The 21,468-nt window shown below is 69.3% G+C and carries 23 protein-coding genes and 1 tRNA gene; 5 read left to right on the top strand and 19 right to left on the bottom strand.

The annotated features are described in order from the left end of the window. Positions 1–57: 57 nt before the first annotated feature. On the bottom strand, positions 58–615 hold the full coding sequence (locus ACSHV8_RS35845) for a sigma-70 family RNA polymerase sigma factor (protein WP_436523187.1): 558 nt from the start codon (positions 613–615) through the stop codon (positions 58–60). An 85-nt stretch (positions 616–700) separates the two neighbouring features. On the opposite strand from ACSHV8_RS35845, the gene ACSHV8_RS35840 reads away from it, so the two are divergent. From ACSHV8_RS35840 to ACSHV8_RS35825, 4 genes are all read left to right on the top strand, one after another. After that, a complete protein-coding gene (locus ACSHV8_RS35840; RefSeq protein ID WP_436523185.1) occupies positions 701–2,362 on the top strand; it encodes a copper resistance CopC/CopD family protein in 1,662 nt (553 codons plus the stop codon). Between the two features lie 165 nt (positions 2,363–2,527). After that, positions 2,528–5,866: a hypothetical protein gene (locus ACSHV8_RS35835; protein WP_436523183.1), complete on the top strand. Its 3,339-nt coding sequence runs from the start codon at positions 2,528–2,530 to the stop codon at positions 5,864–5,866. A gap of 328 nt (positions 5,867–6,194) precedes the next feature. Then, positions 6,195–6,785: an oligoribonuclease gene (gene orn / locus ACSHV8_RS35830; protein WP_436523181.1), complete on the top strand. Its 591-nt coding sequence runs from the start codon at positions 6,195–6,197 to the stop codon at positions 6,783–6,785. A 90-nt stretch (positions 6,786–6,875) separates the two neighbouring features. Then, positions 6,876–6,951 (top strand) — tRNA-His (locus ACSHV8_RS35825). Positions 6,952–7,005: 54 nt separating this feature from the next. Here ACSHV8_RS35825 and ACSHV8_RS35820 read toward each other — a convergent pair. The 18 genes from ACSHV8_RS35820 to ACSHV8_RS35735 all read right to left on the bottom strand — a co-directional run bounded on the left by ACSHV8_RS35820 (position 7,006) and on the right by ACSHV8_RS35735 (position 19,510). After that, on the bottom strand, positions 7,006–8,298 hold the full coding sequence (locus ACSHV8_RS35820) for a hypothetical protein (RefSeq protein ID WP_436523179.1): 1,293 nt from the start codon (positions 8,296–8,298) through the stop codon (positions 7,006–7,008). Between the two features lie 202 nt (positions 8,299–8,500). Next, the gene (locus tag ACSHV8_RS35815) at positions 8,501–8,848 is read right to left on the bottom strand and encodes a helix-turn-helix domain-containing protein (RefSeq protein WP_436523177.1); all 348 of its coding nucleotides are present in this window, start codon (positions 8,846–8,848) and stop codon (positions 8,501–8,503) included. Positions 8,849–9,328: 480 nt separating this feature from the next. Further along, positions 9,329–10,909, bottom strand: coding sequence for a hypothetical protein (locus ACSHV8_RS35810; protein ID WP_436523175.1), 1,581 nt, complete (start codon positions 10,907–10,909; stop codon positions 9,329–9,331). Next, positions 10,906–11,799, bottom strand: a complete 894-nt coding sequence (locus ACSHV8_RS35805; RefSeq protein WP_436523173.1) for a bifunctional DNA primase/polymerase — start codon at positions 11,797–11,799, stop codon at positions 10,906–10,908. Before ACSHV8_RS35805 ends, ACSHV8_RS35810 begins: the two co-directional genes overlap by 4 nt. A 28-nt stretch (positions 11,800–11,827) precedes the next feature. Then, entirely contained in the window at positions 11,828–12,424 is a 597-nt protein-coding gene (locus ACSHV8_RS35800) for a DUF6197 family protein (protein ID WP_436523171.1), read from the bottom strand. 88 nt (positions 12,425–12,512) lie between these two features. Beyond that, complete coding sequence (locus ACSHV8_RS35795; RefSeq protein ID WP_436523169.1) at positions 12,513–12,785, bottom strand: hypothetical protein; 273 nt, start codon at positions 12,783–12,785, stop codon at positions 12,513–12,515. Beyond that, the gene (locus tag ACSHV8_RS35790; RefSeq protein WP_436523167.1) at positions 12,782–13,129 is read right to left on the bottom strand and encodes a hypothetical protein; all 348 of its coding nucleotides are present in this window, start codon (positions 13,127–13,129) and stop codon (positions 12,782–12,784) included. Before ACSHV8_RS35790 ends, ACSHV8_RS35795 begins: the two co-directional genes overlap by 4 nt. Continuing rightward, positions 13,126–13,410: a hypothetical protein gene (locus ACSHV8_RS35785; RefSeq protein WP_436523165.1), complete on the bottom strand. Its 285-nt coding sequence runs from the start codon at positions 13,408–13,410 to the stop codon at positions 13,126–13,128. The genes ACSHV8_RS35790 and ACSHV8_RS35785 overlap by 4 nt, the downstream gene beginning before the upstream one ends. 136 nt (positions 13,411–13,546) lie before the next feature. Continuing rightward, positions 13,547–15,712, bottom strand: a complete 2,166-nt coding sequence (locus ACSHV8_RS35780; protein WP_436523163.1) for a cell division protein FtsK — start codon at positions 15,710–15,712, stop codon at positions 13,547–13,549. After that, entirely contained in the window at positions 15,709–16,122 is a 414-nt protein-coding gene (locus ACSHV8_RS35775) for a hypothetical protein (protein WP_436523161.1), read from the bottom strand. Before ACSHV8_RS35775 ends, ACSHV8_RS35780 begins: the two co-directional genes overlap by 4 nt. After that, positions 16,119–16,850: an NUDIX domain-containing protein gene (locus tag ACSHV8_RS35770; RefSeq protein WP_436523159.1), complete on the bottom strand. Its 732-nt coding sequence runs from the start codon at positions 16,848–16,850 to the stop codon at positions 16,119–16,121. Before ACSHV8_RS35770 ends, ACSHV8_RS35775 begins: the two co-directional genes overlap by 4 nt. Before the next feature lie 138 nt (positions 16,851–16,988). Then, positions 16,989–17,141 (bottom strand): hypothetical protein, encoded by a 153-nt coding sequence (locus tag ACSHV8_RS35765; RefSeq protein ID WP_436523157.1) that lies wholly within the window; start codon positions 17,139–17,141, stop codon positions 16,989–16,991. A gap of 95 nt (positions 17,142–17,236) precedes the next feature. Continuing rightward, on the bottom strand, positions 17,237–17,413 hold the full coding sequence (locus ACSHV8_RS35760) for a hypothetical protein (protein ID WP_436523155.1): 177 nt from the start codon (positions 17,411–17,413) through the stop codon (positions 17,237–17,239). A gap of 84 nt (positions 17,414–17,497) precedes the next feature. Next, complete coding sequence (locus ACSHV8_RS35755; protein WP_436523153.1) at positions 17,498–17,683, bottom strand: hypothetical protein; 186 nt, start codon at positions 17,681–17,683, stop codon at positions 17,498–17,500. Next, entirely contained in the window at positions 17,683–17,847 is a 165-nt protein-coding gene (locus ACSHV8_RS35750) for a hypothetical protein (protein WP_436523151.1), read from the bottom strand. Before ACSHV8_RS35750 ends, ACSHV8_RS35755 begins: the two co-directional genes overlap by 1 nt. 91 nt (positions 17,848–17,938) lie before the next feature. Next, positions 17,939–18,865, bottom strand: a complete 927-nt coding sequence (locus ACSHV8_RS35745; RefSeq protein WP_436523149.1) for an ABC transporter permease — start codon at positions 18,863–18,865, stop codon at positions 17,939–17,941. Positions 18,866–18,899: 34 nt separating this feature from the next. Further along, positions 18,900–19,253 carry an RRQRL motif-containing zinc-binding protein gene (locus ACSHV8_RS35740; protein WP_436523147.1) on the bottom strand — a complete coding sequence of 118 codons (354 nt, stop codon included), beginning with the start codon at positions 19,251–19,253 and terminating at the stop codon, positions 18,900–18,902. Then, the gene (locus ACSHV8_RS35735) at positions 19,253–19,510 is read right to left on the bottom strand and encodes a DUF6284 family protein (RefSeq protein WP_436523145.1); all 258 of its coding nucleotides are present in this window, start codon (positions 19,508–19,510) and stop codon (positions 19,253–19,255) included. Before ACSHV8_RS35735 ends, ACSHV8_RS35740 begins: the two co-directional genes overlap by 1 nt. A gap of 752 nt (positions 19,511–20,262) precedes the next feature. Between ACSHV8_RS35735 and ACSHV8_RS35730 the strand changes: the two genes are divergently transcribed. Beyond that, a complete protein-coding gene (locus tag ACSHV8_RS35730) occupies positions 20,263–21,450 on the top strand; it encodes a hypothetical protein (protein ID WP_436523143.1) in 1,188 nt (395 codons plus the stop codon). Positions 21,451–21,468: the final 18 nt, after the last annotated feature.

The raw sequence follows: 21,468 nt of genomic DNA, 5'->3' as shown, positions 1-21,468 counted from the left end.
GTTAGACGGTGATGATCGGACACCGGTTCCCGATCATCGCGCTTCTCCAGAAAACTCTCAGCTCGCCTCGGCCTTGGCCACCGCTGTGATCAACTCGTCGCGGGCCCGGGCCACCCGGGAGCGAATCGTCCCTACCGGGACATTTTCAACTTCAGCGGCTTCGGCGTACGACAATCCGAGCACCTGGGTCAGCACGAACGCGGTCCGCCGCTCGTCGCTGAGCCGGCTCAGCAGATCCGCGCTGCTCAGCCTGTGCGCCGGGTCGGGCGCCGGACTCTCGGTGGCGGCCTGCGCGGCCAGCCGGACGTCGAGGCGACGACGCCGTACGACCGCTCGCAGATGATCGGCACAGGTGCGCCGCGCGATGCCGAGCAGCCACGTCCGCACGGTCGACCGCCCCTGGAACGTGTCGAGCGCCCGGAACGCCCGGAGGTAGGTTTCCTGGGTGAGATCATCCGCGGCGCCCGGGTCGACCAGCGCGGCGGTGAACCGCCACACCTCGGTCTGGGTGGCGCGGACGAATCCGGCCTGCGCGACCGGGTCGCCGTCGCGGGCGGCCAGCGCCAGCGCGGTGGTCTCGTCCGTCTCCTGCTCACCAGCCGTCACGACCGGCATCGTACGCGTCCCAGCTCGATCTGGAACCATGCGTACGCCGCGGGCGACTACCCGAACGTGGCCGAACGGATGGTGATCGGAGAACATGGCCGTCATGACCGTTGACCGACGCCGGGGAGCGACAGTCCTCCTCGGCCTGCTGATCGGCCTGATCGGCGTGCTGTTCTCGGCCGGGCCGGCCAGCGCGCACGCCGCGCTGGTCAGCAGCGACCCGAATAACGGCAACATCGTGCCGGACGCGCCGAACAAGGTGACCCTGACCTTCAGCGAGTCCGTGCAGCTGATCTCCGGCAAGATCCAGGTGCTGGCACCGGACAACTCCCGGGCCGACGCCGGTGAGCCGACGGTGGACGGCAACACCGTGACGATCCCGCTGCGGTCCGGTGGCGCCCGGGGGACGTACCTGGTCACCTATCGGGTGATCTCGGCCGACAGTCACCCGGTGGCCGGCACGATCACGTATTCGGTGGGGGCGGCCTCGACGCCACCCTCGGCCGACATCGCCGCCGAGACCCGGGTCGATCCGGTGGTCCGGGCGATCATCCCGGTCGGTAAGTATCTGGGGTACGCGGGTCTCGTCCTGCTCGTCGGCCCGGTGCTGGTCCTGGCGCTGCTCTGGCCGCAGCGCCTGTCCCGCCGCGGCCCCGGCCGCCTGATCTGGACCGGCATCGGCCTGGTGGCCGGCAGCACCGTGCTCGGCATCTGGCTGCAGGCGCCGTACACGCTGGGCACCGGCCTGTTCGACGTCCGGGTCGGTGATCTGCGCGACGTGCTGGGCAGCACGTTCGGCGCGGTCATGCTGGTCCGGCTGGCCGTCGTGGTGGCCGCCGCGTTCCTGCTCCGGCCGCTGCTGGTCGCCGGTGACGGCGGGTCGAAGCTGGACCTGGCTCTGCTCGGTGTCCTGGGCGTGGCCGCGCTGGCCACCTGGCCGCTGACCGGGCACCCGACCGCCTCCCCGGTGGCCGGCGTCTCGGTGGTGCTGGACGCGCTGCACCTGGCCGCCATGTCGGTCTGGCTGGGCGGCCTGGTCATGCTCTTCGCGTTCCTGCTGCCCCGGGCCAATGCCCGCGAGCTGGGCGCGATCCTGCCGATCTGGTCGCGCTGGGCGTTCACCGCGGTCGGCGCGCTGATCTTCGCGGGCGTGGTCCAGGCGCTGATCGAGGTCTCCACGCTCAGCGGCCTGTTCAACAGCACGTACGGGCGTCTGATCCTGGTCAAGGTCGCCCTCGCGGCGATCGTGATCGGGGTGGCCGCGTTCTCCCGCAAGCTGGTCAAGGACCGGGCTGCCGAGGAGTCGCCGCGCGCGCTGCGCCGGATCGTGCTGGCCGAGCTCGGGATCACCGCGGTGGTGCTGGGTGTGACCGCCGCGCTGGTGCAGATCTCGCCGCCGCGCACCGCGGAGGCGGCGCAGACCACGACCACCGACACCACGGTGACCCAGACGCTCACCGACAAGACGATGTCCCTGCAGGTGGACATCTATCCGGCCACGGTCGGGAACAATTCGATGCACCTGTACGCGTACACGCCGGACAACAAACCGCAGCCGGTGGTCGAGTGGAAGGCCACGGCGTCGCTGCCGGCCAAGGGCATCGAGCCGATCGAGATCCCGTTGCTGCGGATCACCGACTTCCACGCGATCGGCGACATCGCGCTGCCGCAGGCCGGGGACTGGACGTTCAAGTTCACCGCGCGCACGTCCGACATTGATCAGAGCACTTTCACCATGACAGCCAAGGTTCGCTGACCTTTTTCTACCCTTTCGGCCAGTTTCCTCCAGGCTTAAGGCCCGATTCCGTACGGGATCGGGCCTTTGCCGTATCTATCGAGGGCGGCCTGCTCGTTTGCCCATTTTGGGGTTATTTGCCTCGGTATGGTGCGCGCAGTGGGGCCCGAGAAGGGGGAATGAACGATGCGGCTGATCAAGCCGGTCCTCGGCATGATGCTCTTGACGATCGGACTGCCCGCGCTGCTGGCGGGCGGTTGCCTGTGGGTCGCGCTGCGGCACCGCGACGCCGGTGGTGCCTACAGCGCTGAGCTGCAGCGCCTCAGCACGTCGGGGTACGCGATCGTCGTCCCCGACGTCGACCGCCTGCTCCGCGACGACGCGAAGTTCGCCCGGATCGGCGACACCGAGCTGCGGATCACCGCGCTCACCTCGGGCGGACCGGCCTTCGTCGGCCTGGCCCCGTCCGAGGACGTCGCCGACTACCTGCAGGGGGTGGCCCTCACCGAGGTCACCGGCGTGCAGGTGGGCACCGGCGAACTGCCGATCACCACGACCCGGATCGAGGGCCGTCGAGCCCTGCCGTCCGGACCGGGCCTGCAGGACATCTGGTACCGGACCGGCGGGGGCGCCCTCCGATGGACCCCGGGCGAGGTCACCGGCAACTACAGCCTGGTGATCATGAATGCCGACGGCGCCCGCGGCATCCGCCTCAACGGAACCGTCGAGGCCCGCCCGGGCTGGCTCGACCCGGCCGCGTGGGGACTGCTCTCGCTCGGCGCGATCCTGCTGATGGCCGGCGTGATCGTTCTCACCCTGCCGTCCCGCCGCCGCGAGATCGTCTACGTGGTCGAGCCCAGCCAGGTCCCCGACCTCATGCGGGCCATCGGAGCGCCGCTACCGCTGCGCGCCCTCGAAGCACCGGCCCTCCCTGGCGGCGGCCGGCGCTCCTTCGACGCCGCGACCGATTTCGACCAGGTGCCGGGTTTCGGTCCGGGCGGCCTGTTCGGCTTCGGCCCGGCCCGGAAACGGGGTGCCCACCGCCCGCGCACGCTCGCCGATTCCGAGCCGAGCCGGCCCCCGGCACTGCCCCAGTTCGCCTGGCCACCCACCAACCCCGACGGGGGCACGGCAGGCGATTCGCTTCCGGTTTCCCCCATTTCTTCCGGTACGTCGATTGCTTCCGGCCCGTCCGGGGGCAACCCCACCGCTTCGGGTACGACCATGACCGCGGCCCCCACCACGGCGATCCGCCCCAACGGACTCACCCCGGTCGTCCCCGGCGCCCTCCCCATCCCGGCCCCGACGTCCCCCTCGCCGTCCCGGTCGGCCGAGATCTCCGCGCCGGGTGCCCAGACACCGGCCCCGGGCACCCCGCTGAGCCTGCTGGGGGAGACCCCCGCGGTCACCACCGAAACTGTCGCTCAGCCCGCCGCCCGCCCCGCCCGCCGCCGTGCCGACACCCCGGCCGACATCCCGGAGTTCCACGCCACCGCGGTCGGCGCCTGGGTCGCCAAGACCGCCCCGGAACGCGCCCGTCAGACCGAAGCCCGGGCCGCCGCCGCCCTGGCCGAGGCCGCCCGCACCCGAGCCGCCAAGCTCACCCCGGCCGACCAGCTGATCCGCTCGGCCGCCGACCCCACTTCCGGCGACCAGCCCACCCCGGCCGACCCCAAGCCCGCGGCGGACGACAAATCCCGCCCGAGCGACAGCCGCCGTCCGAGCGGCGAGGCCGGCGACAAGACCGGTCCGGCCGGAAAGGCTGATCCGGAAGGTGAGACTGATCCGGATCGGTCGGGCGACAACCAGGACACGGCCGGGAAGCACACCGCCGACCAGGACCGTCAGAGCCCCAAGCGGGACGGCGTCACCCGGCGCCGCAGCGTCTGGCCGGCCCCGGTTCCCCGCCGGGTAGCCCTGCTCACCGGCCCGAACGCCACCGACTGGTCGGCTACCGGCATGACCCGCATGGGCGGTAGCCGCCCGTCCCCGAAGCCGGCCTCCGAAACCCCGGCCACGGACCTGAACCCGCCGAAGACCTCGGCCGCCCAGGGCGTCGCCCGGGTCGCCGCCGCCTCCGGAACCACCAAGGTCGAGTCCGCCCCGGCCTACCCCGACCCGGTGCTGGTCCCGGCCCAGAGCATCCCGGCCTCGGACGCCCCCACCGAACCGATCGAGAACATCCCGGCCGCCGACGCCCCCACCGAGCCCCTGGAGAACCGCCCGGCCGCCGACGCCCCGACCCAGCCGATCGGGAAGGACGCGGTCGGTGAGGTGCCGGGCCAGGCGGTCGAGAAGGTGGCGGCCTCCGAAGAGGTCCGGCCCGAGACGGTGAGCGAGCAGAAGACCATGACGACTCCGGAAACGGAGAAGCGCGAGGAGTCCAAGCCGCCGATCGTCCCGTTCCCGACGCGCCAGCCGTCCAAGCCGGTCCCTTCGGCCCGGACCGCCGAGCCTCGGCGCCCGTCGCTCCACGAGGTCGAGGCGGCCGAAACCCAGCCGGAGCCCGAATCGTCCCGCACGTCCGAGCCCGGCACCTCTGCCCTCACGCCGAAGCAGCCCGAGGCCGACACGATCGAGAGCACCACCGAACGCCCCTCGATCCACCAGGCCGAAGCCGCACCGACGACCCAGCCCGCCAAGCCCTCTGACTCCGAGCCGGCCGGCGACGCTCCGGCCGACGCCGCCCCGTCCGCCGAAGGCCCGGTCGCTCCGGCCGCGCCCGCAGATGCCGCGGATGAGCAGGCCATGGCCGGCCAGGTTGCGGATGACCAGGTTGCGGATGAGCAGGTCGGAGCGGTTCAGGGGCCGGTGGCGGAGGTCGCGGAGGCAACCGTGAAGCCCGCCGCCAAGCCGGCCACGAAGCGCGCGGACCAGAAGCGGACCACCGAGCCGAACCGCCCGCTGTCCCGGGCCCAGGACCGTCTCAGCGGCACTACGCCCGGCCGCCAGCCCGGCTCCGCAACCACCCGCAAGGCGCCCGCCGCCTGGATAAAGGCCGCCGAGACGGTCGCGGCCCGAGCCGCCGCCGAGGAGACCGACGCCTCCACGTCGCCGTCCGCCGCCGACACGCCGCCCGCCGCTGACACGCCGGCCCCCACCGGTACACCGCCCGCCACTGAAACGCCGGCGGCCCGGAAGCCGCGCCCCCGGACCGCCCGGCCCGCGGCCGAGAAGCCCGCGGCGAAACCGTCCACCACGAAGTCGGTGCCGGAGCAGACCGCCCCCAAGTCGGCGCCGGAGCAGGCCGCCCCGAATGCCGAGCCCGATACCGAGCTCAAAGCCGACGCGAAGGCCGAGGCCCGAACCGAGTTCCAGGCCGACGCGCAGGCTGAGTCCAAGGCCGGTTCGGAGGCTGATTCCGCGGCGGCGACCACGACCGAAGCTGACATGGGAACCACCAAACCGTCCCCGCGTACACCCAGCTACCGCGAGGAAGCGGCCGAACTCCTGGGCTCCGGCACGGAGCCCAAGCGCCGCCGCACGGTGACCCGCCGCCCGAAGGACACCCCGAACCAGCCCTGACCGATACCGCACACCCACGACGAAGGCCGCCCGAGAGGGCGGCCTTCGCTGTTGCCGGGGCAGTGCGGGTGATTCGGGGCAGTCCCCGCCGCGCTGCATGCTCGTTGGGCAGGGCGAACCCGAAAGGACCCTCCGCGCTGCCGACACGGAGGGCCCTTTACCGGGGGAAACGGAGTAACCGAAGGGGGGCTTCGTCCGTTAAGTTCACTTTACCCGCCCAATCGGCCAACGGGGAAGTCATCCCACTAAAGCGGACAAACGATGTGAATGTTCGCTGTGGTGACACTCGCATCGAACAACCGCCTCGCTCTCGGCGTACGCTGTCCGAGTGGCGGATCTTCTGGTGTGGATCGACTGTGAGATGACCGGTCTCGACCTGGGCAAGGACAAGCTCATCGAGGTCGCGGCGCTGGTCACCGATCCTGAACTCAACGTGCTCGGCGAGGGCGTCGACCTGGTCATTCACGCCGACGACGCGGCGCTCGACGCGATGCCGCCGGTGGTGCGTGACATGCACGCCAAGTCGGGGCTGACCGAGGAGGTGCGCCGCTCGGTCCTCACCATGGGTGAGGCCGAGGAGATCATCCTGGCGTACATCAAGGAGCACGTCCCCAACCCGCGCACCGCGCCCCTCTGTGGCAACTCGATCGCGACCGACCGGGGCTTCCTGGCTCGTGACATGCCGGCGCTCGACGCCCACCTGCACTACCGCATGATCGACGTCTCCTCGATCAAGGAGCTGACCCGCCGGTGGTACCCGCGGGTGTATTTCGGTCAGCCGGCCAAGGGCCTGTCCCACCGGGCGCTGGCCGACATCAAGGAGAGCATCCGCGAGCTGGAGTATTACCGCCGCACCGTCTTCGTCCCGCAGCCGGGCCCGGATGTGGAGGCCGCCAAGGCGGTCGCCGCCGAGCTCTGACACGCCTGCGGTAACCCGGTCGACGAACCCCGGGAGCTTGTGGCTATGATTGACCGGCACCACGGGGGACGGTTCTCCTCCGCGGACATGGTGGTCGTAGCTCAGCTGGTAGAGCACCTGGTTGTGGTCCAGGGGGTCGCGGGTTCAAGTCCCGTCGATCACCCCATGTGAAGTGCAGGTCAGAGGCCTGATCGCGAAAGCGGTCAGGCCTCTGCCTTTTTCAGATGTCCGAATTTGGGAGCAGAATGGGAGCGAAGCCTCCCAGCGGGAGCGCTCGGGGTGGACCGGAGAGCGCCTTCAGTGCGGCGTTCAGCGACGGAACGGGCGAGGTGGGGGACAGGGCGGCCCGTGCCCGCAGTGACTCGATCCAGCGCCGTTGCAGCGCCTCCCGGATCTCGGTCAGCATCCGGTCGGTGACGTGGTTGTAGATGCCGCGCATGCCCGGCACGTCGTGGCCCATCTGCTGTGACTGCGCGACGTAGGGGATGCCGTCCTCATCCAGCCACGTGTGGTAGCCGTGTCGCTGTCCGTGCGGGGTCAGGCCGGGGCAGACCGGTAGCCAGCAGGCGAGGCGTGAGTCATCGGTTACCCGTGGGCGGCCACGGCCCTGTGGCGGCACGTATGGCTGGCCTGGCTCGGCGGCTGGCCATGCCGGGATGGGTTTTCCCGGCCACGGATGCTGGTGATCGACAAGGACCGGTCGGCGGGTGCGGCGCGGCGAGCACTCCGGATGCCAGCCATCAGCAGCCGGCCGGAACAGCCTCTCGCTGAAATTCGACCGCCGAAAGTGCGCACCCTCTGGGCTCAGCAGCGCGTAGTCACCACCGGTGCACCAGGGAATGCCGGTGTCATCGGGCCGGGCAACGCACGGGCACCGAAGCGAAACTCCTGATGACAGGTGAGCTTTAAGCATCTGGTTGAGGAACGGCGGAGTTGCCACCGTTCGCATGGACCCGTCCTTAGGCCGGCCACGGTAGAAACGGCCGTTGAGTTCGTACAGCTTCCAGTGAAGGTCGATCGCTTCACCGTAGACCAGATCAGGGGGAAGGCCCAGCGCCTCACCCCATCGGCATCCGGTGTAGGCAATGGTGATGTCAGTGACGAAGACGGCATCTGATCCAGCAATGACCGCAGCCCGTTCGGCGATCAGCAGCACTTGCAGCGGAGACGCCCATACCTTGCTGGCCTTCTCGACACGCTCGATCCGGCTTCCGCCCTTCCGGCCTTTTCCTTTGCTCTTGGCTGCGGGGTTCAGTGGGATGTATCGCGGGACCGCATCGGCTAATGCCGACGACAGGGCGGCTCGTGCGCTGGATGCCGTTTTCTTGGAGAACTGGGCGCCGACCATCTCTTTTTCCCATCGAGAGATCTCCTCGTTCGTCAAGGACTGCAAGGTGTGCTTGCCGAACTTGGGAAGGACGAACACTTCGAGCAGGTAGCGATAGTTGTCGAGCGTGCTGGGTTCGAGGTCGAGCGCCGGGAACCACCTATTGACCCACTCGGTGAGGGTCATCCGCCCACCGCGGGGGTCGACGTACCGACCCCCGCGAATCGCTGCCTCTTGGTCCCGGCCGTATTCTAGTGCGGCTTTCTCCGTCTCGAACCCTGACCGCAATTCGAGCTTCCCATCCGGGTTGCGCCACCGGGCGCGATAGAACCTTCCGCGCTTTTCTGCGAATGCCATAAATGAACCTCCTGTTGGATTGAGAAAGCGATTAAGCGGCCAGATCTTTCCGGCCGGGAAGGCGGCGGGAACGCGGGCGAAGGGGAACAATCTGCGGGTCAATCGATCTGCTCGGATCGTGCCGCCGCTGTCGCGCAATCGGAACGGCCGGGAGGACCTGCTCGTTGACCTCGGCGGGCATCTCCTCGAACCTGAAAAGGATTTGCCAGAGGTGGTCTGACGAGAAGTGGTAACTTCCGCCAAGCATCGAAAACGGGATGAGGTTGGAAGCGGCCTTTTTCTCCAGCCAACTTCTCTTGACGCGGAGGATCTCGGCGGCTTCTTCAATGGTGAAAACGGTCGGGACAAGTCCGGCAATATCCCGTGGCGGCGGGGTCATGCGGCCTCCTGGAGACGCGTCGGGAACCTGCGGAGCGGCCCGGTGGCGCCCGTTCCGCTCATGAAGGGTGTTGCAGGACGGTTGAAGGTGCGGTGTGGCTGCGAGCCGTACAGCGGCCCCGCTGAGAGCGCCGTGGGGCCAAGATCTCCGCTGTGGGAGGGGTAAGCCATGCATGGAATCGGCTCTGTGGCTCTCAGCGGCTCGGTTCGGTCGCGGTGGTTTTGTGGGGCTGGATTGGCTGAAACATCTCCGCATCTCCGCAGCAGTGCGGTTGACCTGCGGTTTTGTGCTGCGGAGATGGTCGGATCGCATCTCCGCACATCTCCGCATCTCCGCATGACCTTGAAGACCCTTGATCGTGCGGAGATGCGGAGATGTGCGGAGATTCGGCACTCGGCATCTCCGCAGCCTGTTTCTCCTGGTAGCTGCCACTGTGGGGAGGGCAGTGCGGAGATGCGGAGATGTTTCAGCGGATTGGACCTAGTCGCTGTGGTGCTCGACGGTGAAGACGGCCCGGTCCCCGCGTTCGGACTTGGCGGCGCGGATCACGTAGTCCCCGCGCCACCTGCCGTTTTGTCCGGTCAGCATCCGGCCGAGTACGACGGCGTTGGGCAGCTTGCCGGTCGGGGTGGTGATGAACTGCCCGTCCCACGGATCGCTGACATCCCCGCCGATGACGACCGGTTCGGCGCCACGGCGTAGCTCGGCGGCAGTTACCGGCGTGGTGCCGTAGCGCTCATGCCAGCAGGACAGGAACCCGCGCCAGCGGGTTTCGTCTTCATCGACTCCCCGCACGTCGGCGATGTTGGTCAGGAATCCCTCGATCCCGTGGTGGGCTAGGAACCCGCCGAGTGCCTGTGCCCACGGCGTGAACTGGCGCATGGATACCCCGATCGCCCGGGCCGCGCCGACGCGTGTCCAGTCGAGGACCAGCACGAGCAGGTGCCACAGCACGGTGAGCTGATTGGCGGGGACGGTGATCCACTGATCGAGGTGCGGGATTCCGAACCCGGACTGATCGCGCGATTCCGGCCGGGGCATGTTCGGATCGAGGTGTACCCGGACGGTGCGGGAGGCCATGTCGCCGCCGACCTGCAGGTTGTTGCCGGTGGCCATCCACAGCCGGTCGTTGACGGTGGCGACGTTGCGCGACGCGCCGAGTTGCCGATCCGACCACACACCGGAGGTGACCAGCTGGGCGAGCACGGCCGAGTCGATGACGGTGCCCTCGGCCAGGTTGTCCCAGATGACCACGCCGACCTGCTCGGCCAGCACGGCCGTGATCGATTTGCGGAGTTCTTCCTCGGCGTATGCCCAGGGCATGACCCGCTGGCCGTAGAGCATTCCCGGCCCGGCGGTCAGGATCGTCTTTCCGCTGGCGGGCATGGTCGCGTCGACCAGCGCGAACGGGGTCAGGCTGCGGGTGAAGTGCCGCAGGATCGGCGTGGCCAGCAGCGCGAGGTAGTTCGCCCGGTCCGCCGGTCCGGACCATGGGAAGTCCCGCAGGAACCGGTCGAGCAGGAACGTGCGGGCCGCGGCGACCTGCTCGCCGGTCGGCGCCTCCGGGACGGGCGGCAGATCGACTTTGGAGGCGAGGTACAGGCCGGTGGCCGGGTCGTAGCCGGGGGCCTGCAACAGGGTGCCGTCGCGTCGCAGGACCGGGGCGCCGATGATGCCGCGTAGCGCGGGCACGTTGGGCCAGGTCTTGCCGGTCAGCACGGCGGCCAGCACCTCGCGGGGCGGGGTGCATTCCTCGTCGTAGGTTTCCACCTCGCCGTCCGCGCCTTTGCGGACCTTCTTGCGGTAGACGTGCGCGTGCTCGGCGAGCAGGCCGGCCAGGCCGGCGGGCTGGATGGTGCTGGCGTTGACCGGCAACGGCGAGTCCTCGTCGGCCGCGCCGGTCAGCCCGCCGGACACGGTTTCCATGTAGACCAGGGCGCCGCCGGACACGTAGGTGTCCGGCAGCAGGCCGGTGGTCAGCTCGCGTTTGAGGGTGCGGATCGTCTCCGGCCCGGTGCCGACCTTGACCCGCCGCTGCCCGGCTTCGACCGGGGCACTCATCGGCCCTGCTCCGTCTCGCCGATCCGGACCGTCCGTGGCCGCCGCGCCCCGGCCCTCAGCCCCGATCGGATCGTGCCGGTGATCTCGCGCTCTCGCAGGCCGATCTGTTGGGCGGCGTCGGTCAGGGCTGTGGTCACGGTCTCCTCGGCAAGTTCGCCGCCGGCGACCAGCTGGCCGAGGGTCTGCGCTGCCATGAACAGCGCCGCGTTCCGGCCGCCCTCGTGCGCCTCCCCCAGCTTGGTCAGGGTCCGATCGACCGCGGCCCGCAGGTAAGCGCCGCGCCGCCCGGTCGGCAGACCGATCACCCGCGGCGACCCGACTGGGTGCAGCGGCTCGATCGGCCGGGCACGCTCGGCGAGCCAGCCCGGCACCTCGCCCGGCATGCCGTCGTCGATGAACAGCTGGTACCGCTTCCCGGCGACGGTGCTGCCCGCGGCGACGACGTAGCCGCCGTGTCCGCGGGTGTCGATCAGCCAGCCGATCCGCCCCTGCGTGTTACGCAGCGCCAGACCGTTCTGTGGCTGCAGGAAGTACAGGTGAGCACCGCCGCCGCCGGTCCCGACGGCGTATGCGGTTGTCGGCGTCGGTTGTCCCTCCCGTTTGCAGAGTGCGATCAGGGTGTCGTCGCCGTGCCGGCACTCGGCGTGCCCGTCCGGCGCGATCTGGCCGGGTTTGCGCATGTCAAGGTCGATGACCAGCAGCCCGGACGGGCCGCAGGCGATACCGATACCGAACGGCGCCATCGACCAGGCCCGGCGGATCCGGGCCGGGTCGAGGGTGGCGCGCTGCTCCCACTTGTCGATCACGGGGCGTTTGCTGTCCGGGACGAGCGGGAAGACGTGCCAGCCTCGCTCGGCGTGGCCGAGAGCGACCGTGAGTAGGTCGGGCATGAGCATGAACCTTTCAAGATCGGCGCAGTCAGGCCGCCGGGCGGCGGGTGCTGCGGAAGGTGGCCAGATCGACGACCTCGGCCCGGCCGAGATCCGGGAAGTACGCCGGGTCGGCGGTGGCCGCGGCGGCACGCAGCGCGGCGATCACGTCGATCGCAGTGCGTCCCGGCTCGGCCTGCCACATCAGTGCCGGTGCCTGCAGACCGCGGGCGCCGACGTTGATCAGGTGTTCGTTGAGGTGCCCGGTCGTTGCTTCGTAGGCCGCGGCGATCTCGGCCCGCACCTGTTTGGGCACGGTGCCGAGATCCCATTTCGGGCGGCCGATCAGCGCGGCCCGGATCGCGCCGACGATCGACGCCCGGTACAGGCCGGTGCGGTGCACCACGCAGCCACGTGAGCAGGTGCGGTGCTCGTCGTACAGGTAGCCGCGATGCCAGCCGTGGGCGGTGATGTACTCGCCGGCGGCGTGCAGCGTGCTGCCGATGGTGCCGGTGGACAGAGCCGCGGCCATCGCAGCGCCGTAGAAGTCCGGGCCACGCCCGACGGGCAGGCCGCCTTCGTCGGCCAGGGCGATCAGCGCGGCCCGGACCGGACCGAATGCGGAGCCGAGCAGGTCGGCGCCCATCACGCCACCAGCAACGGCCGGTCGATCGTTTCCAGAGCGCGACCCGTCGTCCGTCCGCTTAGGAGCGATCGGCCGATGTCGTTCCAGTTCATACCTCGGCCCTCCCGCCGCGGAGCGCGCGAGCCTCGGCCCGGCGCCGGTTGGCTTCGAAGCGCAGCCGGCCGGGGTTGCGTGAGCGGGTCAGGGTGCGGATCAGCCGGGAGGTATCGAGCAGGTCGGCGAGTTCGTCGCAGCGTTCGGCGACCTGCTCGGCGATCAGAGCTTCGTTGGCGGCGCCGTCCTGCTCGGCGTTGAGCCAGGCGATGCTTGCCCGCAGGTTGCGGACGCGGATCAGGGTGTGGATGAGGGTGCGGGGGTTCATGCGGCGGGCCTCCGGTCGAGGGCGGGGCGTGCGGTGCGGGATCCGACCGCGGCGGGCCGCAGGGCGGCGACGGCGGCGAACAGGCCGTGCAGGTGGGTCAGGACGGTGTCGAGCTGGCGCCGGGCGAGGGCGTCGCCGCGGTGCAGCGGTACCCGCAGAGTGACCTCGGCGTAGTCGCGGTCACCGGCACGGACGCGGGTCACGATCGCCCGTCCGCCGGTCGGCGGGCGCACGGCGATCGGGTGGCCGCGGTGCTCGGCCAGACCGCAGGTGTGGTCACGCGCACACCAGTCGGCGTGTGGTGTCTCGGCCCGTTGGAAACGGGCCATGGTCCGGGCCGTCATCGGGTGCCCTTGTCGTGCAGCTCGCGCAAGTTGTTGATGATGCGGCGGCCGATGCGCAGTCGGCGGCCGTCGCCGCCGCAGCGGCGGCAGTTGCCGAACGCGCGGCCGAACGGTGAGCGGCGTTTGCCGGTGCCGTGGCACTTGCGGCAGGCGCCGAACGGCCAGAGCCAGCAGCCGAACGCGTAACCGAGCGTGACCAACATGGTGATGATGAAAAGCAGTCCGACGAGTGCACCGAAGTGATCATCGGCGGGGGTGACGGTAACGGCGAGGGCGGGCATGGAAGTGCCTCCAGGGCGGTTTTCGCAGGTAGGAGGGGTGCCGCCGTTACCCGTTACCGGCCGGTGTATCGCCTGACCAGGCCGGTAACGGGTGGGGTAACGCGAGCGTTACCGGTAACGGGGGCGGCGTAACCGGTCAGGCGGCTTTGCGGCGGCCGATCGCGGTGTCGATATCGGCCGCGCGGCAGCCTCGCGCCGCTTCACCTTTGACCTTGACGACCACGCTCGGTACATGCTCGCGGAGCAGTGCCGAGATCGCTTCGGGTGTCGCGTCGGCGTAGTGCTCGGGCAGCCGCTCGGCGAGCCGGGCGGCGATCACGGCCCAGTGCAAGCCGTTCTCGCCGGGCAGGAACACGCCGCGCACGTCGGCGAGCGAGTCGCGAAGCTCGCGGACGATCTTCTCCCCGGCCGCGTCGCCGGTGAGGGTGCCGGCCGCCTCGCGGTGGCGCCGCGCGGCGGTCAGGATCCGCTCGGCGTCCTCGTGGTCGGCCAGGTACGTGCGCACGGTGGCGGTGTCGTCGCTGTGGCCGTAGAGGATGCCGACGCCCCGGTAGTTGGCGCCGTTGGGCAGCGCGGACGCGTCGAAGCCTTCGGCGTAGGCGTCGCCGCCGAGCACGGCCTCACTGACGATCCGGTTGCCGCAGCGCAGCGCGAACCGCACACCGTGGTTGTCGCGGTAGCGGTTGAACAGCCGGCCCACGTCGCCCGCGCCGACCCCGGACGGTTTCTGCGACGACGACAGGATGATGACACCGGCGGACGGGCCGACGGCCATGATGAACGCCAGCAGCGCGGCGATCTCCTTGTTGATGTCCTGATCGTCGGTCTCGAAGTAGGTCTGGAACTCCTCCATGACCAGCACCCACACCCGCAGCAGCGGGTACTTGCGCGACAGCTCGCGGGTGAGCTTGCCCTCCGGGCATTCGGAGGTCGGCAGCGAGGCGAGGAAGTCGTTGACGTCCTCGATGTGCATCTTGATCTCCCGCAGCATTTCGAGGAGGTGCTCGATCGGGTCGTTGTCGCGGCTGTTGGGGACCACACCGCACACGAACCGGTGCGCGATCAGCCGGAACTTCTCCCAGTCGGCCGACATCTTCCCGTCGGCCAGCAGCAGCACCGTGTACGGGTCGAGCGCGGCGTACAGGGCCAGCAACCTGGTCGCGAACGTCTTGCCCTTACGCGGCTGAGCACCCACGAGGACGCTGATCCACATCATCAGCAGGCCGACGTTGCGGTCTCGTTCGTCCTTGCCGAAGGGGGCGGGCTGCCAGATGTCGCGGGGCTTGCCGTCCAGCAGCGGTGTACGCCCGGCCGGGATGGCCAGAGGGTCGCGGTCGGCGACGAACAGCACGTGCCGACGGTGCGAGCTGGGATCGCGGGTGATGTACACCTGGTTGATCGACACGTCCAGGCCAGACGCGATCGCACCCTTGGCCTTGATCACGTCGTCGAACGTCTTGCCGTACGGCAGATCGATCGTGACCTGTGAGCCGGTGTTCGCCGCGTCGCGGGCCATCGTCGAGCCGAACTCGACCTGCTGGCGCGGCCGGTCGGGGTTGCCGAGCCCGGCGGCGTAGTACGCCCGCAGGATGATGTCCGGGTCGATGCGCCGGAATCGGCCGGCCACGGTCGCGGGCCGGATGATCGGTTTGTCGTCAGGATGGCCGATGTGCGCGAGGAACGTCACCATCCCGGCGCCGATCAGCAGCAGCGCCCAGGTCGGCGCGGTCGCGTACAGGACCGGCCCGCCGATCACCAGGGTGAGCAGCCCGGCGAGCAGCACGATGCCGCGCCACGTGCGAGTGGCCTTGACTTCGCGGTGCAGCTTGAGCCACATCCCGGGGTCGTTGGCGTCGGCGGCGGCCTGCCGCAGCCCGTACTGCTCGGTCACCCACCACCACTTGATCTGACGGCCGATCAGCCGGAACAGGCCGATGAACGACCAGAACGCGGCGAGCACCGCGTACCAGGGCGAGCGCAGCGCGTGAAACCCGAGCCGGTACGCGCCGATCGCGGCGGCCTGCCGCGCGCTGTGCTTGATGTTGGGCCAGGTGTTCCAGCCGACCGGCACGATCGGGATCCGGCCACCGGACCCGGTCGGCGGCGGATCCACCACCGCACCGCCGGGAGTCGGCTCATCGTCGAGCGCGACCGTGTAGTGGGTGCCGCTCGATTCGGTCTCGGCCTTGCGGGCGCGGGCCGTGTCCAGATCCAGCACCTCAGCATCGGGCCGGTCCGCGACGTCGGGCTCGGCGGCGTTCTGGTCGAACGCCTCAGGGTTGGGGATCGGGTTGTCGCTCACGGACGGTCCTCCGTTGCGTTGATCGTGCCCGGGCATACGAGGGGGTCACGCTGCGACGACGCGTCAGCGGTCGCAGCGACCAACTGCGGGTAGAAACCGGTGTCGAACCGGTAGACGAACCGTTCGACCGGCCAGGGCAGCGTCACCCAGCAGGTCTCATCGGCGCGGTCCAGCCGTACGGTCCGGCCGTCGACCGCTACGGCGGTCAGCGTCGGGTCCGACGCGAGCAGGTACCGGGCGACCGGGCACGCGCCCGGCTGCTCCGGGCGACCGGTGTATCCGGCCAGGGTGAGGGTGTTCGCCACGGCGTGAACCGACGGTCCCAGCGCCCGCAGCGCCAGCGCGGCGATCCGGGCCGGGGTCGTGACGTCGATCGGCATGATGCGCGTCGGCGCGCCCATGACGGTCACTGCCCGATCCGGGTGAGCGCGTCGTGCGCGGCGTAGAGCAGCCGCATGTGCGCCGGGTAGAGGACCTGGCAGCCGTCCATCTCGTGGGCCAGGGCCCGCAGGTCGCTGAACGGGATCCAGCGGGCGCCGATCGCGTCGTCATGCCCGGCGACCGCGTACCGGTGGCCGGTGCGGAACAGGAACGCGGTCGTGGCGATCCACGCCGTGTCGCTGTTGCGCGGGTCGTCGACCACGCCGCCGTAGACCGGCACGGCGACTCGGCCGCCCAGCTCCAGCCCGGTCTCCTCGGCGAGTTCACGCACTGCGGCCTGCCGGGGCGTCTCGCCCGGCTCGATCATGCCGCCGGGCAGCGCCCACAGGCTGCAGTCGCCGCGCAGGATCATCAGCACCGACCGGGCCGGGCCGTGACCGGCGATGACGATCGCGTCGGCGGCGGCGTTCTCGCCCCACCGGCCCAGGTCGCGACCGGCCCGGCCGGTTCGGCCGGCCGGATTGCGCGGCATCCCGTCGACCAGGTCGAACGGGACGACCGCGGTTGCCTGCCGGGCGGGCCAGTCGGTCACGGCCGTCGGGGTCAGCGCGGGCTCGGCCCGGCCCTCGGCGACGCTCGCGGCGAGCCCGGCGCCGGTCAGTTCGGGCGGCGTGATGTCCACCGGCAGATAGCCGGGGGCGGGGGTGTCCCACGGGCGGGGGAACACGCGCCCGGCGGGGGTGTGGTCTGACAACATCAGGGTCTCTCTCCCAAGAGTTCGCAGGGACTTGCAGGGGTGAGGGACCGGCGGCACGGCTGATGGCCTAGGAACCGTGCCGTGCCGCCGGGCAAAGATCAGTGGAAGTTGTAGTCAGCAGTTGTGGCCGTGCTGGTGTCAGCTGCGGTCGGCCTTGGCCTGCTGGGCGGACGAGGCCAGACGGCGACGGGTCGCCTCGTTGCTGAGCAGCGGCGGTGCGACCTTCTCGGCGCGGCGCCGCAGGTCGGCCATCTGCTGGTCGGTGATCGTGTTCGGGACCGGCCGGGTCATCGTGGTGTTCTCCCTTGTGGGTCGCTGCTGACCGGGGGTGAGGGACCGGCGGGACGGCTGATGGCCTAGGAACCGTGCCGTGCCGCCGGGCGGGACTAGCGGGTCTTGCGGGACTCGCGGATGGTGAAGCTGGCCGAGCCGCCGAGCGGCTGCTGGCCGCGCATGCGCTGACGCAGCGCCTCGGCCTTGGCCGGGGTCTTGCTGGCCGCGCCGACCTGCCTGGTCTTGAGGTTGTCGTCGGTCTTGATGACGGCGTACCGCTTGCTGGACATCGGATCTCCTCGTCCTGGCCTGCCGATCTGGCGGCCACCGCACAGGACCGGCTGTGCCGGTCCTGGCGGAAGCGGTCAGAACGGTCAGGGCCTGCGACGCGTGACGGCTCGCAGCAGCGCCCGTCCGGCCGCGCCGGCGACGTCGCCGGCCGCGCGGGCGATCTGGTTCTCCCGGAACGTCGCCGGGTCCTCGATGGAGCCCTTCGGCATCCGGCCCGTGCCGGTGCGGCCGGTCTCGTAATCGACCATCCCGCCGGTCTTGCGGCCCATCAGTGGCCACCGCCGTTCCCGATCGAGCGGCGGTCGCGGCCGTTACGCCGGGCCTCGGCGCGGGCGGCGCGGTCGGCCTCGGCCTGGCGCCGCCGCTGGTCCGCTTCGACCTCATCGGCAGAGCGCTCGCGGCGGGTTCCCGGTCCGAACAGGTTGCTTGCCATACTGGTGACCTCCCGAAGGTCTGGTGACTGGATGGGGGGACCGGAGCGCGGCCGTGGTTTCCAGGCCGTTGAGGTCGCGCTCCGGGCGAAATCAGTGCGAGCGGTGCATCAGGTGTGCGAGACCGGCGCCCATGCCGAGCACCGCGACCGGGATGCAGGCCACAGCGGCGGTGATCGGCCACGGGGCGTGCAGCCAGCCGGCGGCGGCCATCAGGTGATAGGCGACCTGGCCCAGCGCGCCGAGCGCGAGGGACGCGAGCGCCGACCACTTGGCGAACTTGAGCGCCGGGCCGGTGACCATGCCGGACAGCCACACGTACAGCGCGTACGCGGCGTAGGTCTCGACGCCGATCGGCAGCGTGATCGCGGTGTTGATCTGGAAGTTGCTGATGCCGGGCAGCAGCGTGACCATGCCGAACCCGGTCAGCCTGCCCATCTCGACCCAGCCGCCCCAGATCGCGACGAAAGCGGGCAGGCAGAGGATCAACACGGGCCAGACGATCGGCCGGCGGCGCTTCGGAGCGGGCTCGGACTCGGCGACCGGCGCGGCGGGCCAGGGCCCCGGGCCGAACGCCTCGGTGAGCACGGCCTGAGCCTCAGCGACCTCGGCCATGGCCGCCCAGTGATCGGCGGCCGAAGGCAGCGGCGGCACCTCTCCGTCATAGCCAGCAGCCAGCGGCTCGACCGGCTCGGCGGGCGGTCGGGCGATACCGACCCACGCCATCTCGTCCGCGGGATCGATCGGCGGAAGCGCCGGCCGGGTCACCGCGGGCTCGGCGACCGGCTCGACCGGCGGGACCGGGTCGGCGGGCGGCTCGGGCTCGACCGGCTCGGGAGCGGTCGGGGCGGTCGTGAGCGCGGTCAGCAGCTCTTTCGCCTTCGGTCCGCCAATCTTGAAGTGCGCCATCAGCTTGTTGCGGCTCGGGATCTCGCCGAGCTGGTCGGCCAGGTCGCGAGCGTGCGGGATCAGGTCATTGACCGTGCGCGGGTAAGCGCTCGGGGCGGTCGTGGCGGTCATCGGCTGTTCCTTCCGGAGCAGGGATAAGGGCAGGTCACGCACACTTGAGGCAGCAGCCGAGCGAGCGCGGAATGTAGTAGGGCCGGACGATCCGGCAGGTCGAGCAGGTGCGCCGGGCCGTCAGCGCCTTGTCGAGCGCTCGCAACTGTGCGGCGCTCGCGGTGCGCTTCGGCCGGGCGAGGTCGATGCGGTAGAGGTAGGCGGCTCGGGTGCCGCCCACGCCGCACCACAAAATCTGAGCGGCGACCGGCTGACCGCCGGGGCAGAGCCCGCGTTTCCGCAGTTGACGGCGGGTAGCAAAGCCGGGCGGGGCACCCTGCCACCAGAAGGTAGGGATGCCATACCGAGCGCCCTCCGGATCGCGGAACGCGGCCCGGACCCGCGCCATCAGGCCGCGCGTCGCGGCGCGACCGGCCGCGCCATCCTGGCGACGTGCGCGAACGTCTCACGGATCACCGCGTGCTCGGCACGCCGCACCCGACGAACGTCCAACACGGTCGCCCGGCCCCGGCTGGCCGCGGCCAGCAGAGCAACCTCAGCAACCGCCCACTCGAACTCGGCAGCGATCAGCGGTTCCGCATCCTCAATCGCCGCCAGATCGGCGACGGGCGGCTCAGCGTCGTAGTCGTAGTCGTGGTCCCTCACGGGATTGTTCCTCCAAGTCATGGGTCAGCGCGGCACCAACACGAGCGGCTAACGCCGCGCTGACCAGCGAAAATAGATCGAATGCGCCGACCAGAGCAGCGCGCGGCAGCCTTATTCGAAGGGAGGCTGCGAGCCCTTGAAACTCCCCTGTCCACCCGGCTCCGGCTTCCGCTTGCTCCCGGCAGTTGATGGGAGGTCATCGCGGCCCTGTGGTTTCGCCTGTGAATCAGGTCTGTCGCTATGGAGTTAGATCGCTTCTCGAAACGAGGCGCTGTCACACCCGCATTGGCACGTGGCCAGCGGTAGCTAGATCTGCGGATTCGCCACCCTGGAAGCGACTCTTAGTAGCGAATTGCCGATGCGCTTCAAGGTAGCGGTTCGCCGACGAGTTGCGCAAGAGGGTGGCGGTACTCTGTTGGTTATGACCGATGAAAGAGCCGCTCTAGCTGCGGCGACGCGCCGCTATGAGCGAACGGAAACGGCGCACGAAGACGCTCGTCGCGCAGCGATCGAAGCCGTCCTAGCTGCGCTCCGAGCAGGAGTAGGCCCGACGGAGGTCGAACGGCTCTCGCCGTTTACCTCCGCATATGTTCGAAAGCTGGCACGCGAAAACGGGATTCCGCCGGCGGCGCCTGGCCCTAAGCGAGCGATCACTACCTGAATGCCATCTGCCGTCTGGGTCATGTCTCCACCTTGGTGTGACGCGGGCCTCAGTGGCAGTCGACAGAGAAGGACACGGGGGGACAGGGGACATGTCCACGGACAAGGTGACGGACAAGATCCGAGCCAGCCGGCAGCTTCAACCCAACTTGGTTCTAACCGCCAAGCGTGAGGCGCGGGGCTGGACGTCTCGGCGGAGGGCCGCGCGCGAGCTGCACCGAATATGGAAAGACAACTTGCCGGGTTGTCCTGACCTCGAATCGCTGGAGAAATCTCTATACAGGCACGAAACTGGGCGCGTTCAAGTTCGAGACGATACCTACCGTAAGCTTTACTGTCTTGCTTATGAAGCCACGCCGCAGGAGCTATTCGGTTGGATTGGTGCAGACCCTGCAGCGGAGCAACGTCTAGTCGTTCGATCGCATAAGTTCATCCCAGTCTTTATCGGTGTTGAGTCGGCAGAGCGTCTGCGCGATGATCCCCGAGCTGTCGCCAACGATAAACACTGGCTTGACTGTAGAGTAATGCCTGTAGATGTCATCAACGGGGAATGTGACCTACACGTCTGGCCCTTTGGGATTGCAATATTCCATTTGGTTGAAGATCTCGCACTGCCAAACATCGCTTCGCTTAGCGTTTGGCGAGTGCAGTCGTATAAGGACAATATGGGCTGGGCTACAGGGAAAATTCGTGAACTGGCGGAGCGCAATGACATAGAAGCGGCATACGTCCTCAGTGCGTATTGGATCGAAGAAGCGCCGTGGTCCGGGGAAACTCTAGACGCGGCCCTGCAGATCCTCGCCGTTCCGAAGGTTCTTCTAGAGCGCGATATCGATCCTGTGAATGCGCTGGGCCACGCGGAACTTGTCGAGCGAACTCTCTTGGTGGAAGGGTTCGAGCATGCTGGTATAGTGCCGTTCGGCATTAAAGGAATATCAATTGCCTACGCTTCGTGGTCAGGCGTCGTATACTTCCCGGTGGCATATCAACGATCCTTGGCCGAGGAGGATCTAGTGCACTGCGAGTTGGCGGTCCAATCCCTCTGGGCTTACTCGGATCACCTGAATCGACTCGTTGAGCGCGGCTCCGATCCCGTGGTTCCGGCCGAATATGGATGGCGGTTTCTGCGGGGTGCTCGATCGCGGATCGCGAACGCTAGGCCACAGGAGAACGAACAACATCGGTCCATGAGAAATGCAATCCTGGCTACATGTGATCTCGAAAGTCATCTCGCGCAATCCATCGAGGCGCTGCGCGACAGTGCCGGAGGTGAAATTTGATTCCCAAATCCGCTGTTC

Source organism: Actinoplanes sp. HUAS TT8 (assembly GCF_051380535.1).
Taxonomy (GTDB): Bacteria; Actinomycetota; Actinomycetes; order Mycobacteriales; family Micromonosporaceae; genus Actinoplanes.
Note: the sequence above shows the minus strand (reverse complement) of the source record. Positions and strands in the feature narration are given on the sequence as shown.